The following is an 18,783-nucleotide window of genomic DNA, read 5'->3' as shown; positions in this document are numbered from 1 at the left end:
ATGCGCTGTGACTTGTAAAAGATACTAGCATTCTTTGTTTGAAGTTAGCAGAAAAAATTGCATGTTGAACTGGTACGACTTGACAAACTCATGCAATCTGACTGAAAATTTGATCAGAACTAAACCATTAAATTAACCGTTGACCCAACATTTTTTTGTCCCGCCTTTTTAAGTTTTTACAATGGTTGTTACGCGGAAATTGGTGTAAACTAAAGATAATTGATAAGGTGATGACGTTCGCCATAACTAATTGATTTTCAATTTGATAACGTCTACTGTTCACATTTCGTGGGCAGTAGACGTTTTTTTATTGAGGAAATACGAGGTGTTTGATGATGAAAGTACCAGAACTTAGCAATCAAACTGGTCTAACTGACCAACAAGCGGCACAACAATTACTGCAAGACGGACCTAACGAAGTGCCGCTGGCCAAGTTCAATTTCTGGCAGGCGGTGGCCAAACGCTTGTGGGAACCGTCAGCTTGGATTCTGGAAGCGGCATTAATTTTAGAAATTATTCTGGGTAAAGAAATTCAAGCTGGTTTTATTTTATTAATGCTACTGTTCGCGGCAATTGATGGTGCCATTCAAGCCGGTCGAGCGAATCACGTTTTACAATCCTTGTCACAAAAACTTTCACCGATAGTGGCGGTTAAACGTTCAGACAAGTGGCGACAGTTCGCCGCCAAAACGCTCGTTGTTGGTGATCTGATTAGTCTTAAACGAGGTGACATCGTTCCTGCTGACGGTGAAATTTTAAACGCCCAACTTTCTTTAAACGAGAGCTCAATCACAGGCGAATCCGCGCCCGTCACCGCTGACGTTGGTCAAACAATTTACGCTGGTACAGAAGTTTTAAATGGTACTGCTTTAGTCCGCGTCACCAAAACCGGCGCCGCCAGCCGATCAGGCAAAACTGTTAACTTAATTAATCAATCCGGTGCACCTGGTCATTTGCAAAAATTACTTGGTCAGGTCATTCGCTATTTGGCCATGTTAGACACAATTCTAGCGGTAATCTTAATCATTGCTTCTTTAATTCGCCAAGAAAATATCATCGGTATGTTGCCGTTTTTGGCGATGTTATTCATTGCCACGATTCCAATTGCCATGCCTTCAAGTTTTGCAGTCGCCAATTCTGTCGAAGCAAAAGTTTTAAGTCATCAACAAGTCCTCGTTAGCGATTTAACCGGCATTCAAGAAGCAGCCAATTTGAATATTCTGTTAGTCGACAAAACCGGTACGATTACCGCCGATCAACCGACCGTGGTTAATTTCCAAACGCTAACTGACCATTTCACGACGGCAGCACTCACTCAATTAGCCACTAGTGCCACTGACCAACATAATCTTAGCGTGGTTGATCAGGCCATCCTAGCTTACGCTGCACAATCAAATTCAAGTCCATTGGCAACACAACAATTCACACCCTTCAATCCCAGCAACGGCTATTCTAGTGCCGTAGTTCAGTTTAACAACGCCGAACTCAAGATCAAACTCGGTTCTTATAGTCATTTGTTAGCAGTCGCAACGAACAAAGACACAATCACACCAGGCTTGAATTTTAGCAGCGGTCATTCTGTCGCTTTAATGGTTAATCAAGCATTAGTTGGTGTCTTCTTCCTCGCCGATCAACCACGAGCTGACAGCGCTGCATCACTGGCTGCCATTCAACAACGTGGCGTTAAAGTGATCATGCTGACTGGCGATAATCACAAAACTGCCACCGCCATTGCCCAGCAAATTGGTTTAACAGGTGAAGTAGTTGCTTACGATCAATTAACCACCCAAACCGATTTAACGCATTTAGCTGGCATTGCCAACGTCGTACCAGAAAATAAGTTAACAATCACTAAACGACTGCAAGACGCCGGTTATATTGTGGGTGTGACAGGCGATGGCGTTAATGACGCACCGGCCTTGAAACAGGCCGACGTCGGCATCGCCATGGCTAATGCCGTCGACCTAGCCAAAAGATCGGCGCGCATGATTCTTTTAACGCCTGGCTTAAGTTCAATTACGAAAATTCTCGATAGTGGTCATCGTGTTTATCAACGCATGATGACTTGGACGATCACTAAATTATCGCGGACCGCTGAACTGACGTTGTTATTAACAATCGGCTATTTAGCATGGCACTTTATCCCCTTAAGTTTGAACGCAATGATTTTGGTCGCGATTCTCAATGATTGCGTCACTTTAGTTTTAGGAACTGATAACACTACGATTTCTGATCATCCAGAGAACTGGAACTTAGCAAAACTCAGTCGAACAGCGATTATCTACGCAGGCAGCTGGACCTTGGTCGGTTTTTTATTCTTAGCCGAATTGAATCAATTAGGTTTAAGTGTTGGTGAAATTAGCACAGCCCTCTATTGTTATTTGATTTTCAGTGCGATGCTGACAATCTTGATGACGCGAACCCAACATCCTTTCTGGCGCAGTCGTCCTAGCCGAGCGGTCTTAATCGCCATCGGACTAAATTGCCTGCTCACAATAATCTTGGCCATAGCTGGCTGGGGAATCGCCGCAATTAGTTGGCAATTAGTCAGCCTGATTATCATCTTGACTTTGTTTGTCGCCGTGATGATCACTGGTTGGCAAAGCTGGCAACGGCGTGGAAATTAATTTGTTAAGATGAAAAAAAACGATCAAAATTGGGGACAGATTGTCCGATTTTGGTCGTTTTTTTGTGGTCTAATTAATTTTAAACTAACTTTATTAACAAATTAGTGTGGTAATTATTTCTTAAAGTTAATACAATTGCGTTTGTTTTCTACGACTATTCTTTCAAACAATAAGTACAAAATGATTCTAAAATGCGATTCAATAATTCTGGATTCTGCAAAGTTGTCCGCCATTTTAACGGGATTGCATTTAAACCATAAGCTGCGCCGGCTAAAGTCCCAGTGACTAAGGCAATGGTATCCGTATCAGAACCAAGATTGGCGGCTTTAAGCACAGACGACGAATAATCAGATGTGGTCGAGAGACACCAAACTGCTGCCTCCAAAGTATCCACCACATAGCCTGAACTTTTGATCGTCGATTCAGGCTGTGTCGCAAAATCAGCGTTAAAAATTCGCTCGTAGACGGATAATTCGCCAAGATATACTTTGCTTAATTCTGCGGTAACCGTTGCTTGGGCGATTTGCAAACTAGTTGGAAAGTCATGACCCAATAAAATTTCTCGTAGTATTTCCAAATAAATAATTGAACCAACAATTGCTCGTGGATGGCCATGCGTTAATTTGGTGTAAGCGGCAATTTTGGCAAAGCGCACTTGTGGCTCAGCAATGGCTAACAAGTCGAAAACTAACGGAGCTAGACGCATGATGGCGCCATTACCATTGTCCATTTTACCACGGCCGCCACAAGCTTCAGGTGCAATTCCAGACTCAAAACGCTGAATGGCCTCAGTAGTGCCTAAACCAATATCAAAACAGGTTCCAAAAGGCGTGTATGCACCATGGCGCGCCCAATCGACAAAACGCATCATTAAATCGGTCAGATCACCCTGCTCGGTCAAATTCGCCATCAAACACAAGCTCATTGTCGTATCATCCGACCAAGTTCCTGTCGGCTGATTGTACGTGCCAAAATCGCGCATCCCGGTCACTGGATTCGCCTGAACTTCTGCACGACTGAGAAATTCCACTGGCACACCCAGCGCATCGCCGACGAAACCACCTAGGAGGGTTGACTGGATTTGAGCTGCGGTTATTAATTGTTGCTGATTATTAGTCACGATAAATCACCCTTCGCTTGCAAACCGACTTATAAAAACTACCAGAAGTGAAATAACCACATTAATTCGTTATACTGCCATTATAAACACTCTGACAAGTGACGCTACTATTAAATACGTCAACTTAGCTTTAGTTGACCAAAACTTCAAGATTGATTTCTTCAGCTTTTATCGTACCAGAAAGTGAGGCTACTGCCCATGATCAAAAACATAGCCGACTACGAAGCAGCCATCCCGGAAAAGTGGCGCGAAAGTTATTTCTTAATGAAAAACACAATTGCAACGAATTTACCTGATGGCTTCGAATTGGTCTTACAATATGGTATGCCGACTTTTGTTGTACCTTTGAGCGTTTACCCTCAAGGTTATTTAAAACGTCAATCTGAGCCCTTGCCGTTCGTTTCTCTGGCCGCCCAGAAGAACCATCTGGCTGTCTATCACATGGGCATCATCGCCGACCACGAATTATTGAACTGGTTTGAAACCAGCTATGCAAAAAGCGTTCCTACAAAACTCAACATGGGAAAAAGCTGCATTCGCTTCACCAACTCAAAAAACATCCCGAACCAACTCATAAGCGAGCTGATGCAGAGAATGTCGGTGACACGATGGATTGAGTTGTATGAGGGATATGCGAAGAAGACTTAGTTTCTTATTACAACGATTAAAAAATAATCGTATATATTCTGTCCTATTGATATATTTTTAAGCGACTTTCTGATGTATTATTTAATCATGGCAATTATTTAACTTTGAGGGTGAAATTATGGAAACTAAAGATGTCATCGCTGATTTAATCAAATTTCGTAACGAACGTCAATGGCAGGAATATCATACATTAGAGTCTTTATCACGTGCTCTAAGTATTGAAGCTTCCGAAGTTGAAAAAGTCTTTCTATGAAAAAATTCAGATGATCAACTTAATGGAAAGGATTTAAATGATCTCAAATTCGAACTGGCTGATGTTTTGACTTATGCCTATTTTATGTGTGAAAAAATGAATTTGGACCCAAATGAAATTGTCGAAGAAAAACTTGCAATCAATCAAAATCGACACTGGGAATTTGATAACGAGGATAAATAAATGTCCGAAAATTCAAAAATTAGCGAGCCAATAATTGAAGAGGTTCCCTTTACCTCAGATGGACTTATTGAACTGTCAGCGAACTTCACAAAAACACAACAAAAAAGTACTCAAGATCAATATATTCTCACCTATCCGACTGTTTATTTAATTCATCGCGATGATAACAACGAAAAGGTAACCAAAAACCATTACACAGTCTATGTTGGTGAAACAAACAATATTCGTCAACGAACTGTTCAACATCTAACGATTGATCCAAAAAATCGCTCTGATTGGGCGGAAATGGTTAGCAACGAAAATAGTAAAATGATTGTTATCGGCCATGAACATTTTAATAAGTCAATGACTTTAGACATTGAAAACCAGTTTATGTTATATCTTTCAAGCGTTGAGACAATCGATCATCTTGATAATCGTCGAAAAAACGAACAATATAATTATTATCCAGCAAATGAACGTAGTGAAATTTTTTCGAAAATATGGTCTAAATTAAACCGAAAGTATGCTGAAATTTTCCCACTTGAAAGTATTATTCGCGACTCTGCACTATTTAAGGCTTCCCCCTTCCATAAATTGACGGATGAACAACTGAAAGCTAAGCAACAAATCCTCGACAAAGTTCAAAAATCACTACAGAACGATGAAGTTGGTCAATTAATCATTGTCCAAGGTGAAGCCGGCTCAGGCAAAACCGTTTTATTGAGCAAATTATTTTATGAGATTTCAAAGCAATTATCTACAAACGGACAGTTACTGAACTCTGAAGATGGTAATGTCGCGAATACAGACGTTAAAACAGCCAATGCTTATCTTCTGGTTAATCATGATCAACAATTAGTTGTCTATCAACAAATTGCCATCAAATTAGGTATCGATGATACTAGAAATGAGCATGTCAATAAGCCAACTCACTTTATTAATACTCATTCAAGTGATGATCCAGTTGATGTCGTGCTTGTTGACGAAGCACATTTATTATGGACACAAGGTAAACAGTCATATCGTGGAGATAATCAATTAAAAGATCTATTGAAGCAAGCTCGAGTCGTTATTGCCGTTTTTGATTTGAACCAAGTAGTCGCAACAAACGGCTATTGGGAAAATGATCAATATCAAGAAATGCTCGATAAAGCAACTACAAAAGATAATTTGATTGAGTTGAAAAACCAAATGCGAATTCAAGCAAGCTCTGAAACACTTGACTGGTTAGAAACATTAATTCATCAACAGCGAGTTGTGCCAATTCCTAAAGATAATCAATATGACCTAGAAATATTGTCTTCTCCACAGGAATTACAAAATAAAATCAACGAAAATGCAAAGGATACTAATCATGGACTGTCACGCATACTTGCAACATTTGATTGGAAATATGTTGATGGAAAAAAAGACGGTGATGATCCTTGGTATGTAAAAATTGGCGATTGGAAATTACCTTGGAATTTGCAAATTAAGCCTAGCCTGAGAAGTAACAAAGAAAATCGTATCCAAACTAAAAAAAATAAATCTTTAGCATGGGCAGAACAGCCACAAACTATCCGCGAAGTTGGATCTACCTTTACTATTCAAGGGTTCGATTTAAATTATGCCGGCGTTATTATTGGACCTTCTGTAAAATATCGAAACGGAAAAATTATCTTCGATTCAAAATGTAGCTTTAATAAAAATGCGACACATAATCGGACAATTTCTGATGGATCAAAAGTTAATGTTTCTGAAGAACTACTCAGAAATGAATTAAATATTTTACTCACTCGTGGTGTCCATGGTCTATACATCTATGCCGTTGATGACCAATTACAACAAGTATTGATGGATGCACAAAATAAATCTTCTCAAAATTTAGACTTTGTTGCTGAAGATGATGATATCGAGTACAAAAGCGATAAATAACCTTAAAAATTATTTATTGTTTTTTTATTCTCGATTTCTTCATTTCGTCAGAATCCCGATACGACAAATCTAAAAATAGGCGCAACATTGGTTAATTTTTGATATTTATTATCCTTTTTCTAATTCTATTGCGCAAATTTAAATATTGTTCGTATCTCAATTTCGACCGGTTTGCAGTTTCAGATATTTAAAGATTACTTTTTTATTTTTCGTTCCAAACTATCGTCGCTTAAAACATGTGTTGAAATACGTACTACTGCGAAACTGAGCTATAATAAAATTAACAACACGTTTGGAGGTCAACCAAAAATGACAGCGACTAAAGAATCTTTAGTGCTAGCAGAACAAGCACGAATTGACATCAAGACTAGCGATGATCGGCGCGATGCTGGCTTGCCTTTGACAATTCCTGAAGTAAAACGATTCGACAATATTGCTTATGGCCCAGCTAATCCTGGTCACTTATTGGATATTTATTTGCCGAAACAACGCACTGGCTTGGTGCCAATCATCATAAATATTCATGGTGGCGGTTGGTTTTATGGTACGAAAGAAACTTATCAATTCTATGGCATGAGTTTAGCTAAACAAGGTTTTGGTGTCGTCAACTTTAATTACCGCCTCCCACCGGAAGCAGAATTCCCTGACGAGTTGGCCGATGTTGATCGGGCCTTTCACTGGGTTGCCGATCACGCCACCGACTATCACTTGGACACTCAGAATGTCTTTATTGTCGGCGATAGTGCGGGCGGGCAAATGGCCCTGCAATATTTGACGATTTTAACTAATGCAACTTATCGTCAGTTGTTCGGTTATCAACTACCCAAGTTAACGGTTCGCGCGGCGGCGTTGAATTGTAGTGCCACTTTTATCGATCAGGCAGATTTACTTGGTCCAACAGAACGCTCTTATTTCACAGATTCAGCGTTGCAGGAACACGACGACTTAATGCACACTGAACGATATTTGACTCGCGATTTACCGCCGTTATTTTTGATGACGGCTAATCAAGACTTCATTCGCGACTGCACCGTTCGCCTAGATGGCTTCTTAATCGCCAAGCACATCGACCATGAATTCCACTCTTACGGAACAGAAGCCCAACCACGCCAACATGTTTTCCATTGCAACATCAAAGATAAATTAGCGCGACAATGCAACCAGGATGAACTGGATTTCTTCAGTCGCTATCTGGTTAAATAATAACTTGAATTACAAATTAACTATGTATTTTAAAACTAAGTTTACTTCTTGCTACTTTTGAACTGGCAGCTCTACTAATATTACAAAAAAAGTGTGATGGATGCTCGAAACATAGTCACCTGCCCTCAACTACAGATTATTAGTCGGAAATTTTTTTGCGAATATGCTGACTTGCTACTTTTTCATTTCAACGTTATAATGAAGTTGCGATATAGCTTGAAGCATAAATCACCAATCCCCCGACTAATGTCAGTAGTCGAGGGATTTTTTTACGTTTATTTAAATTGCTTAAACGGGTAGATTGATGTTGCCTTGATTGTTTTACTTCTTGTGTCGATTATTCAACCAATAATTATACAACGCAATGAGCAGCCCCACAAGAAGTGGCGCAATGATAGCTTGAAACATAAATTCACCTCCAATCCGCTGTAGTATTCCACCAACGAATTAGTAAGGCAACACCCACATTCTATCATGTTAATTATGTAAATAATATTCAATTCGCTACTTTTAAAAGTATTCAATAAGCTTTGATAACTTGACGTTACTTTGGAGAGATTTTACGTACTCGAATATTGGTCTACTGCCATTATGATTTTGAAATCAGCTATTTCTACGACTAGCTTCATTGCTTGCTACTTCTGAACTTATCGGTTATACTGAGAGTGCAAAAAGAATATAACAAGACTCACCAATCCCCTGACTACCTGTTATAGTCAGGGGATTTTTTTCGTTTATTTAACTAAATGGGTGAGGTTACTTGTTGCCCTGTATTATTTATGACGATTATGCAACCAATAATCGAACAAAGTGCTAATGATCGCAACCATTAGCGATGCCAAAAAAGAATATAACAAATGCTCACCTCCAATCCGCTGTAATATTTCACCAACGAATTAGTAAGGCAACACCCACATTCCATCATGTTAAGTCACTAACAAATAGCTTATTCCATCATTCAAAAAATATTAAAAAAATACCGCGATTGACAAATTATCACGGTAATTTTGCGCATTTAAAAATAAGCACTCATTTATTTTCGTTGACGCATCCGCAAATAATCCGGATTAGCGCCGGCCCTTTTAACCACTTCAGCAACACCTTCAACTACCCCGTTGCTAGTTTCCGTTGCGCCAGAAATCGCATCGACGTTCAACGTTTGCCCGGTTACAATCTTCATCGGAATTTCTTGAAAAACAATATCATTCGGATCGTCCATTTCCTGTGTCGTGTCAATTTCAATTTTTTCAATCCGATGTTCAGATAGCGTCACGGTCATCGGCAAATCACCGCTATGCCCCGGTGTGGTCACGGTAAAAGTTCCCGGCGTAAACGTCACTTCTTTGGGCACATTCAAAGCGTTGTTGACTTCTGCAAAGCGCTTGAAGTGCATAAAGTTCGTTTCTAATCGTGAAATTGTTTCTGCATCAAACAAGTTACCTTGTTCATCAAAGACTGCTTCTGAATTGGTCAGCAAAAAATCATCATTGGCCATTAACGCGGCATTAACCCCGGGCGCGCTCAAAATATCTCGTAATTCTTCCTGAACGCACAATGAACCTGCTGCTGTTTCACAAACACTAGCAATCATAACTGGTTTACGATCCAGCGGATGAACCTTAAATGATAGCCATTCTAAAAGACTTTTTAGTTGTGCGGGTACGGCTAAATTGGCATCTGGTGCGGCAACGATCACACCATCTGCTGCCATGATGGCCTCGGTAAAGTCGCTAATAATTGGACCTTCAGTTTGATCATGCTCGGAATCAAACAGTGGCGCATTCAGCGTTTCTATTGTTTCCAGGTCGGCCTCATCGCCGAAGTGCTGCTGCATGTACATTAGCAACAATCGATTATCAGATTTGATTGTATTTGTCCCAACAATACCCACTAAATTCATTGTTAACTCTCCCACCTTAACTCAACTCGAACACAATTTATCATCAGTCTTCTCATAAGCTTAGACGAAAAAGCGACCGCTGTAAAATAGTTGTGCTCGACTGCCGAACTCAAATCAAGATTGTCGATACAAAAAGCCAACAACGTTTATCCCGCGTTGTTGGCTTTTTGTATCGTCCCCTACTCTTAGTTAATAATAATCAGTTTAATGATTTAGCAGTTACTTGGCGTTTCTTCAATTGACTGTAAAGCAAGTTCAAAGCTAAGCCAACAATTGCAATCACAATTGCTACATAGAAGGCTTTCGTGAAGTCGCCGTGATTAGCTGTGGCCATATTAGCCGCCACTTTTGGTCCGAAGAAAGCGGCGATTGAATAGCCACAGAAGATAATGCCATAATTAACGCCTTGATTTTTTGGTCCGTAATTTTCCATGACGATTGGCGGGAAGACACCCATCACACCACCGAAGCAAAGGCCGAGAATAATAATACCTAAGGCAAAACCAACTTGCGACGACAAAGTAATCAACAGGATAAAGGCGACCACGATCACGCCGAAGATAATATTCAACGTTTGATTACGGCCAATTTTGTCAGAAACAGTGCCCCAGATGATGCGACCTAAACAGTTACTTAATGAATAGAGGCTGACATAAAAAGCAGCAGTCATTGCGGACAACTTAAACATTTGTTGACCGATTAATGACGCATTGGCAGCAATCATTAGGCCGGAAAAGGCACCAGTAAACAACATGAAGAAGATTAAATAAAATTGTGATGTCTTCATCATCGCCAACCAATTCTGATTAGCAAAGTGACCGCCTTTCTGAACTGGCGGAGTCCAACCTGCAGGCTGATAATTGGCCGGTGCCGATTGAATGAAGAAACTGGCGATCACAACAATAATTACATAAGCTAAACCTAGAATTCGAAAAGCATGGAGCGCATCTTGTTGTCTAATCAATAAATTGGCAATCGGTGCGGCAATGATTGCGGCACCACCCATCCCGGCTGTAATGATCCCAGAGGCCAATCCCTTTTTGTCAGGGAACAACTTAATCGTATTGCTTAAACACCCTGAGTAAGCTAAGCCTTGACCTAAACCAGACAGCACCCCGTAAGTGACATAGAGCATGCCCGTACTCGTCGCATAACCGGATAGGAAAAATCCCAGTGCAAACATTAAACCACCCATCGTAATTGACCACTTAGCCCAGCCACGATCTGTGAAGAAACCACCAACAATCATCGGAATCGGCCCGATTGCCGAGTTGATTGTAAAAGCCAGCATAATTTCGGACATGCTCCAACCTTTGCTAGCACTTAACGGCCCAGCGAAAACACTAAAAGCATAAATAGCACCCGTACAAAGTAAAACAGCAGTTGATGCAATCAAGATTGACCAACGATGAATAGATTTATTCATGATACGCCTCCATTGATAATTTATTCTAATAGATTAATCAAACTCGCGGTTTTGATTTCACAGCACACTTAATCGTTACACCATTTACTTGAGACATTCATGAATTGCTGAATCCGCCGCAATTCGACCAAAGGTGAAGATATCCGTCAATGAATTGCCGCCTAGCCGATTACCAGCGTGAATGCCGCCAGCGACTTCACCGGCTGCATAGAGGACGTTAATAACTTGACCTTGTTCGTTAAGGACATGAGCTTTAGTATCAATCTTCAAGCCACCCATCGTGTGATGAACGGCCGGTTTGCGTGGTGTCGCATAAAATGGTGCTTGTTCAACTTTTAAGTCGAAAACATCTTTACCGAATTCTGGATCTAAGCCTGCATCAGCATAGCGGTTATATTTCGTAACTGTATCTTCCAGAACAGCTGGATCCATCTTCAATTGTTGCGCTAAACCGGCAATTGTGTCGTCACGATATAAAGTACCAGCCGCAACTTGTTGGTCAATTTTTTCTTGACTGGTATTATAGGCTGTGGCTTTAATCCGATCGTCAGCAATCAAGTAGAATAACCCACCGTTGTCGATTGCAGCCTGCGTTAATTGATCACGGCTACCATATTCGTTAACAAAACGTCGACCTTGTTGATTAACCATGACAAAGTTCTGTGGTGGTACTTGCAAGCCAGTAAAAAGATCACCAGTATCTGGATCAGAGACAGGCATCATTTGTGAGAAGCCCATGCCCACTAAATCAGCACCGACACTTTGTCCTAAGCGAATGCCATCACCAGTAATAGCTGGTGAATTAGATGTCTTAATGTCGTCGGCAATTTCAGTCCAATAAGTGTTATATTGCTTGAGCATCTTAGTATTGGCACCGAAGCCACCAGAGGCCAACACAACGGCGGCTGCGTGAATCGTCACCTTTTGTCCGTTAGCACCTGTGGCAATAATGCCGCGAACTTGACCGTCTTCATCAATTAAGCTGGTCACATCAGTATCGGTCATAATTTGACCACCGTTAGCTTTAACATAATCGCTGAGCGCTTCAATATAAGCATAGCCAACACTCTTAGCTGGCTTGTGACCGCGCCGCCAAATTGCACCAACGGGCATCGTTACTTCACTTTGATCGAATTCAACGCCAATGTCTGCCAACCATTTAACTGATTCCAAAGCGTGGTCAGTTAAGATCTTCACTAAGTCATATTGACCATGGATTTCGTTACCTTGTAAATCGGTCCGTTTGCCACCAAGGTAAGTTTGAATTCGATACAACAGCGTTGAATCGAACAAATAACTACCTTGGTCATCATTTTCGGTTAAGTAAGCCTCAAGTTGTTCACGCAACTTCAGGAAATCTGGACGGTATTCTGTATCAATTGTTTCCGGATCCATAGCAGCAATTTCTTGTAACGTGTGCGCCTCACCAGCAATCGCAGGGAATTGTTTTTGCCATTCTGGATCAGCCGCATTCATTGGTCCTCCAGCACGAACGGTATTGCCACCGATTGCGGGGAATTTCTCAACGACAATCGGCTTTTTACCCTCTTGTAAAGTTTTAGCGGCGGCAGTCAGCCCGGCACCACCAGCACCGACAATGACCACGTCTGTCGTATAGTCTTCATCTTGATTAGCTTGTGGGGTTCCGGCTTTAGGACGTTGCCGCAAGTAATCAGGATTAGCACCAGCCATTTTAACGGCTTGAGCCACACCATCGATCACGCCATGACTAGTTACAGAAGCGCCAGAAATCACATCGACATTCAAAGTTTGACCATCAATAATTTCTTGGGGAATGCGTGCAAAAACAACATCAGCAATCCCTTCAGTTTCTTTTGATGTGTCAATTTCAATCTTCTCAATCCGCTTCTTGGAAAGCGTCACGGACATTGGTAAGTCACCATTATGTCCAGGCGTTGTCACAGCGAAAGTTCCGGGGGTGAAGGTCACTTCTTCAGGAATGTTCAGTAAGTTACTGATTTTTGCAAAGCGTTGGAAACGTGAGAAACAAGTTTCTAAGAATTCAATCGTGCCTTGTTCACGTAAGTTGCCTTCGTCATCAAAAGCTAATTGCACGCTACCCAATAAAAATTCATTGCCAGGCATCACGGCCGCATTAACGCCAGGTGCATCTAAAATCTGGCGCAAGTGCAATTGCGCGCGTGATGACCCCTGACTGCTTAAACTAGCACCGACGATCATGACTGGTTTTCCATCAAGTGGATGTACATTAAACGACAACCATTCCAAAAGACTCTTTAACGCTGAAGAAATGGAATGGTTATGTTCAGGTGTCGCAATGATGACGCCATCAGCTGCTGTGATTTTATCGTTAAATGCTTGAATGATCGGGCTATTGGTTTGATCATCACTTTCGTTAAACATCGGTACATCTGTCAGTTCGATAATTTCAATCTCAGCATCCTTAGCGAAATGCTGCTGCATGTATTTCAGCAACAAACGGTTATACGAAAAGTTCGCGTTAGTGCCGACAATTCCAATTAGTTTCATTAGTTTTGACCTCCATTAGCATCAAGCTCCCAACTAAATTGGCGCTGATGTTCTGCATTAACATGACGATTCTTTAGCAATTCATTGGTTAACGTAACGAAATCAACGAATTCTGCAAAACATTCTTCTAACTCTTGAACTTTTTCGGGATAAATTAACTGGCCGTCCTCGGCAAAAGCAGTTAATGAATGACCTAATAAGAATTCATCACTCGGCATAATCCGTGCTTTTAACTCTGGTGCGTCTAAAATCTGGCGTAAATGTGCCTGGGCCCGTGATGAACCTAATGAACCATGGGAGGCGCCGACAATCATTACCGGCTTATCAATTAATGGCCGCGTTGTGTAAGACAGCCATTCAATCGCACTCTTTAAAGCTGCAGGAATCGAGTGGTCGTATTCAGGTGTGCTGACAATCACACCGTCAGCCGCCATGATTTTATCTGATAAAAGCTGCACACCAGTTGGTGCCGTTTTATCCGCCGGCTCATTAAAAGCAGGTAAATCTTTAATTTCGCAAAGGTCAATCTCAGCCTGATCACTAAAATGTTGTTGCATAAACTGCAATAATTGGCGATTAGTTGAGTTCGTAGCATTACTGCCGACAATTCCAATTAATTTCATTTTCAACTCTCCAATTGTAATATTTTGAGCATAACTAATTAAAAAAATATTTCGATTTACTTATGGCATAGTTTTCAACAACTCGTTATCCTTAAGTGAATCCCTTAACATTAGGATAAACGATAATTTTAAAACTGTAAAATACTTATTTAGCTATTACCTAATAACACATTTGTTATAATGGACTTAATTAGATTTTGTGGAGGACGAAATGGCGCAAGTTAATTCATTAAATATGCTGCAATTCTTAGAAACACTGCTTAAACATGGCAGCTTCACCAAGGCTGCTAAAAACATGTATGTTTCTCAACCCTACTTAACTCAAGTTATTAAGAAAAAAGAAGCCGAATTAGGTATCGAAATCATTAATCGCGAGGCGCATCCTTTACAATTGACGGAGGCTGGTCGCGTTTATTACCAATACTTAATGACATCAGTCAATGAACAAGATCGTTTGAAGAGAAATTTAGAGAAATATACCTTACCTGATAAAACAATTTTACGAATTGGTGTGTTGTCCAGCTTAGGCACTTATTTATTGCCCTTGTTTGTGCCCAAATTCTTGGCGGAACATCCGCAAGTCAAACTCATACTTACTGAAGACGTCCCTGCTGAAAATGAAAAACGGATTACTAATGGTGAATTAGATTTTCTACTAGGGCAAAATCCCGAATCTTTGCCAGCGCAATTAACTAGCTATGATCGTGGTCCTCACGGTTATTATGCCGTCATTCCTGAATCGTCGCCGCTTTACCAACCGAATAAGCGTACCTTGACGGCTAACAGTCTCGATATCAAAACACTCTTACAGCAACGTTTAATTTTAACAAGCTCCGGTTCCGCCATCCGCCGCCAAATTAATTACTTGTTGCAGAAATTTGCCATTCAACCAGACATTGTTTTAGAGAGTCATAATATTTTTACGATTGGCAAATTGGCTCAGGCCAACTTAGGCGTCACTTTTCTGCCCGAAAGTGTTCAATTAGCGCCAAGCTCAGCAGCTTATAATATTTATCCGCTACCCCTGGCAATTGTTTCGCTGAATTATTTCATCGCTCATACCAACGACAAAATCTTAAACACCGTTGTAAAGTGACCAACTTGGTCAAAATTACAACGGTGTTTTTTTATGATTCTATTTAGGCTTTCAAATGATTACTAAACGCAATCTGCCCATCATCGGTAATGGCGATGCCTTCAATTCCTGGTGTTTGATTGATCAAGGCGATCGCCTCACGGGCATTCTGACCAAATAAGCGTGTCGTCCAAATCTCCCCAGTCAACGACCTGTCTGAAACAATTGTTAAGCTGGCCAAGTCGGTCTGTGAAGGATAACCGGTTTGACTATCGAAAATATGATGATAAGTTTTACCTTGCCACTGGAATTTACGCTCATAAATTCCGGATGTAACCACCGACTGATTCTGGGTGGGTAAAACGGTGACAAAATTACCCCGCGGTAAAAATGGATTCTGAATACCAATCCGCCACTGACCATCTTCATGTGTTGGCGCGGGACCAAAAGTTAAAACATTGCCGCCAAGATCGATTAAGCCGGATTGAGCGCCGTTTTGTTTGAAATAAGCAATAATTTTATCGGCAAAATAACCTTTAGCCAGCCCTCCGAGATCAATTGCCATACCTTTCTCTTGCAAAAAGACACGATGCTGCTGATCATCAAGTTCAATTTTAGTCGGATCAATTAATTTCAACAACGTGTGAATTCGTCCATCTGTTGGCATTTTCGCGTCAGAAAAACCAATCCGCCATTCTTGAATTAGAGGGCCAATAGCAATGTTTAGAAAACTAGCAGGCACAATACTTTGGGCTTTACCAATTTTGATAAGTTCGTATAACTCAGGATCAACCACGACACCTTTTTGACCAGCCTGATGATTAACTTGCATCAGTTCCGAATTGTCGTCATTAGCACTGAAACGTTTCTCGTAGTCGGCTAATTTAGCCGCAGCCACTTCTAATAGCGGTTCTGGTTGCGTGGTCTCAACTTGTAATTGAATGACAGTGCCCATTAAATGCAGTGTTCGTGTTCCGATTAACATGTGCTAATGCTCCTTTTATTCTGCTGGTATTTATTATAGCATCAACTTGATCGTAACTAAAAATGGATCAGTGCACTCTAAAAAGATAATCTTTATCTCGCTAGATTCTTGAGCTATGTTGGTTAAATGATCTAAAAAGGCGTGCGACAAATTTGTCGCACGTCCTTTTGGTTTCTTAGATGATTTAAGTGAAATGTGCTACGAAGCGCAGTTAGTTCCGGTTAAGCTAAGTCAGTTTAAATCTTAAAACCAAGATTTTAACTGTCTTGATCTTAATCCTCACTAACTACCCGCGCTTTTCGCACTCTTATTTGAAACGTGCTACAAGCAACTGATGGCTATGTCTAACTAGAAATCCCATCTGGGCTGACACCCAGCTGTGCTTCCTAGTTAGAGCTACGCCATCAACCCGTTGCTTTTCGCACTCTGATCTGAAACGTGCTGCGAAAGTCTGACAACTCCGCTTAAGCTAGCAATGAATAAGTTCAAAGAGCGAACTTTTTCATTGCTTTTTTAATGCTCATTGTCAAACCGACTTTCTCCGCACTCTTATTCAAAGACCATTTGATTATGGTAGAGTTCGGAGTAGAAGCCGTTTTCTGCTAGTAGTTGGTGATGATTGCCTTCTTCAATTACTTGGCCGTCGTGGAGGACGACAATTTTGTCGGCGTTGAGGATTGTCTTCAAGCGATGTGCGATCACGAAGCTGGTTCGGCCGGCGATGACGTTATCCATCGCTGCTTGAATCTGTGCTTCAGTTACCGTGTCGACATTCGACGTTGCTTCATCGAGAATCAGCAAGCGCGGATTCGTGATAATCGTCCGTGCAATTGAAATTAATTGCTTCTGTCCGGCAGAGAAAATTGAATTGTCGTCGTCAATTTTCGTCTCGTATTTATCGGGCAAACTCATAATGAAGTCGTGAATATTAGCTTGGCGCGCTGCATCGTAAAGTTCTTCCGTACTAGCATCAGGTCGACCAAATTTAATGTTATCGGCAATTGTACCACTAAATAATTGTGGATCTTGCAGCACAATACCGACATTTTCGCGAAGATTGTCTAAATCAAGTTCACGAATGTCAATGCCATCAAAAGTAATAGCACCAGCATCGACGTCATAGAAACGATTCAGCAAGTTCATGACGGTAGTTTTGCCGGAACCAGTTGGACCAACTAAAGCCACCATTTGACCTTTATCAACTTCGATATTGATCCCGTGCAAAATTTCTTTATCAGGAACATAACCGAAATGGACATCGTTAATCTGAATTTTATCATGAATGCCATCAATTTTCTGGCCATGAGCGGGCACAACTTCGTCAGGTTGCGAGCGCACTTCATTAATCCGTCGCGCGCCAGTAATTGCCAACTGAATCATGCTGTATAACGAGGTCAGCGAGATAATTGGCTGATAATATTGTTGTGCGTATTGGACAAAAATAACTACTAAACCCAAGCCAACTGCTTGACTGAGATGACTATTTAAAACGTACCAAGAACCAAAGAAGATGACAATCGCGGTATTTAATAAGGCCATGCCTTGCATTAACGGATATAAAATTCCTGACCACGCTTGCCCCTTAAATGTCGTTTGCTTAACCTGATTATTATGCTTCAAAAAACCTTTAATCGAATCTTTTTGCAGCCCATTCGTAATAATGATTTTTTGTCCCGTAACCTGTTCGTTGATGTAGCCATTTAACTTGCCGACATCATCTTGTTGCTGATTAACGTACTTCTCCGCCTTAACAATCACAACGGCGGCGACAATCACTGCCAACGGTGTGGTAGCAATCGTGATCCACGCTAACGTCGTATTCTGGCGAAACATCATGATTAACATCCCAACGAATAAAACAACCGCGTTAATGACTTCAAACAAGGCCTGATTCATCGCATTAAAAATGTTATCTAAATCAGATGTGTAACGAGCTAAAATATCGCCATCAGAATGTGTGTCGAAGTAACTAATCTGCATACGTTGCATCTTACGAAATAAACCGATCCGCATTGTGCCAGTCGAACGCCCAGCCACTTGCGAAATAATTAGCGAACTAATTAACATTGAAATCGAAATTAAAACGTAAAAAATCACCAAGTTAAGAATTGCCGAATTAAAATTGGCTTTCGAAGCAGCAGCGCGAGTAGCCGGATTCATAAATTGCTGCAAATAGCGTGCCAAGTCTTCAAACGCTTCCCCCATGAAAACTGGCGCCTGAACCTGGAAGTAAGTGCTTAAAATCGTCAAGCCGAAAACTAAAGTTAATTTACGCCAATATTTACTTAAATAATGGCTGAAAAATTGACCTGCACCTTTTAAATTTTCCACGC

At 41.0% G+C, this 18,783-nt stretch carries 14 protein-coding genes, 1 pseudogene and 1 riboswitch; of the genes and pseudogenes, 7 read left to right on the top strand and 8 right to left on the bottom strand.

The window, feature by feature from the left end:
- Nucleotides 1-217 precede the first annotated feature (217 nt).
- Nucleotides 218-282, top strand: a riboswitch (Fluoride riboswitch).
- 50 nt (nucleotides 283-332) lie between these two features.
- The gene (locus tag EKM65_RS06100) at nucleotides 333-2,627 is read left to right on the top strand and encodes an HAD-IC family P-type ATPase (RefSeq protein ID WP_225420420.1); all 2,295 of its coding nucleotides are present in this window, start codon (nucleotides 333-335) and stop codon (nucleotides 2,625-2,627) included.
- A gap of 154 nt (nucleotides 2,628-2,781) precedes the next feature.
- On the opposite strand, the gene EKM65_RS06095 is transcribed toward EKM65_RS06100, so the two are convergent.
- Complete coding sequence (locus EKM65_RS06095) at nucleotides 2,782-3,747, bottom strand: ADP-ribosylglycohydrolase family protein (protein ID WP_164506846.1); 966 nt, start codon at nucleotides 3,745-3,747, stop codon at nucleotides 2,782-2,784.
- A 198-nt stretch (nucleotides 3,748-3,945) separates the two neighbouring features.
- Here EKM65_RS06095 and EKM65_RS06090 point away from each other — a divergent pair, with 198 nt between their 5' ends.
- The 5 genes and pseudogenes from EKM65_RS06090 to EKM65_RS06075 all read left to right on the top strand — a co-directional run bounded on the left by EKM65_RS06090 (nucleotide 3,946) and on the right by EKM65_RS06075 (nucleotide 7,930).
- On the top strand, nucleotides 3,946-4,395 hold the full coding sequence (locus EKM65_RS06090) for a DUF1801 domain-containing protein (protein WP_125606676.1): 450 nt from the start codon (nucleotides 3,946-3,948) through the stop codon (nucleotides 4,393-4,395).
- Nucleotides 4,396-4,513: 118 nt separating this feature from the next.
- Entirely contained in the window at nucleotides 4,514-4,648 is a 135-nt protein-coding gene (locus EKM65_RS11550) for a nucleoside triphosphate pyrophosphohydrolase family protein (RefSeq protein ID WP_263853612.1), read from the top strand.
- Nucleotides 4,649-4,690: 42 nt separating this feature from the next.
- Nucleotides 4,691-4,831: pseudogene (locus tag EKM65_RS11600) on the top strand (MazG-like family protein); the annotation flags it as partial.
- A complete protein-coding gene (locus EKM65_RS06080) occupies nucleotides 4,832-6,727 on the top strand; it encodes a DUF2075 domain-containing protein (protein WP_125606674.1) in 1,896 nt (631 codons plus the stop codon).
- Nucleotides 6,728-7,036: 309 nt separating this feature from the next.
- A complete protein-coding gene (locus EKM65_RS06075) occupies nucleotides 7,037-7,930 on the top strand; it encodes an alpha/beta hydrolase (RefSeq protein ID WP_125606671.1) in 894 nt (297 codons plus the stop codon).
- Nucleotides 7,931-8,251: 321 nt separating this feature from the next.
- Here the strand turns inward: EKM65_RS06075 and EKM65_RS06070 are convergent, their stop codons facing one another.
- The 5 genes from EKM65_RS06070 to EKM65_RS06050 all read right to left on the bottom strand — a co-directional run bounded on the left by EKM65_RS06070 (nucleotide 8,252) and on the right by EKM65_RS06050 (nucleotide 14,390).
- Nucleotides 8,252-8,338: a type I toxin-antitoxin system Fst family toxin gene (locus tag EKM65_RS06070; RefSeq protein ID WP_125606714.1), complete on the bottom strand. Its 87-nt coding sequence runs from the start codon at nucleotides 8,336-8,338 to the stop codon at nucleotides 8,252-8,254.
- A 625-nt stretch (nucleotides 8,339-8,963) separates the two neighbouring features.
- Entirely contained in the window at nucleotides 8,964-9,830 is an 867-nt protein-coding gene (locus tag EKM65_RS06065) for an NAD(P)H-dependent oxidoreductase (protein ID WP_125606669.1), read from the bottom strand.
- A gap of 199 nt (nucleotides 9,831-10,029) precedes the next feature.
- A complete protein-coding gene (locus tag EKM65_RS06060) occupies nucleotides 10,030-11,256 on the bottom strand; it encodes an L-lactate MFS transporter (RefSeq protein WP_125606667.1) in 1,227 nt (408 codons plus the stop codon).
- An 84-nt stretch (nucleotides 11,257-11,340) separates the two neighbouring features.
- Nucleotides 11,341-13,767: a flavocytochrome c gene (locus EKM65_RS06055; protein ID WP_125606665.1), complete on the bottom strand. Its 2,427-nt coding sequence runs from the start codon at nucleotides 13,765-13,767 to the stop codon at nucleotides 11,341-11,343.
- Nucleotides 13,767-14,390 carry an NADPH-dependent FMN reductase gene (locus tag EKM65_RS06050; RefSeq protein WP_125606663.1) on the bottom strand — a complete coding sequence of 208 codons (624 nt, stop codon included), beginning with the start codon at nucleotides 14,388-14,390 and terminating at the stop codon, nucleotides 13,767-13,769. Before EKM65_RS06050 ends, EKM65_RS06055 begins: the two co-directional genes overlap by 1 nt.
- Before the next feature lie 211 nt (nucleotides 14,391-14,601).
- Between EKM65_RS06050 and EKM65_RS06045 the strand changes: the two genes are divergently transcribed.
- The gene (locus EKM65_RS06045; protein ID WP_125606661.1) at nucleotides 14,602-15,486 is read left to right on the top strand and encodes a LysR family transcriptional regulator; all 885 of its coding nucleotides are present in this window, start codon (nucleotides 14,602-14,604) and stop codon (nucleotides 15,484-15,486) included.
- Between the two features lie 43 nt (nucleotides 15,487-15,529).
- Here EKM65_RS06045 and EKM65_RS06040 read toward each other — a convergent pair whose 3' ends face one another.
- Both EKM65_RS06040 and EKM65_RS06035 read right to left on the bottom strand, forming a co-directional pair.
- Nucleotides 15,530-16,450: an FAD:protein FMN transferase gene (locus tag EKM65_RS06040; RefSeq protein ID WP_125606659.1), complete on the bottom strand. Its 921-nt coding sequence runs from the start codon at nucleotides 16,448-16,450 to the stop codon at nucleotides 15,530-15,532.
- Between the two features lie 549 nt (nucleotides 16,451-16,999).
- Entirely contained in the window at nucleotides 17,000-18,781 is a 1,782-nt protein-coding gene (locus EKM65_RS06035) for an ABC transporter ATP-binding protein (protein ID WP_125606657.1), read from the bottom strand.
- Nucleotides 18,782-18,783: the final 2 nt, after the last annotated feature.

It is taken from the genome of Lapidilactobacillus bayanensis, from assembly GCF_003946695.1.
GTDB classification, from domain to species: domain Bacteria; phylum Bacillota; class Bacilli; order Lactobacillales; family Lactobacillaceae; genus Lapidilactobacillus; species Lapidilactobacillus bayanensis.
Note: the sequence above shows the minus strand (reverse complement) of the source record. Positions and strands in the feature narration are given on the sequence as shown.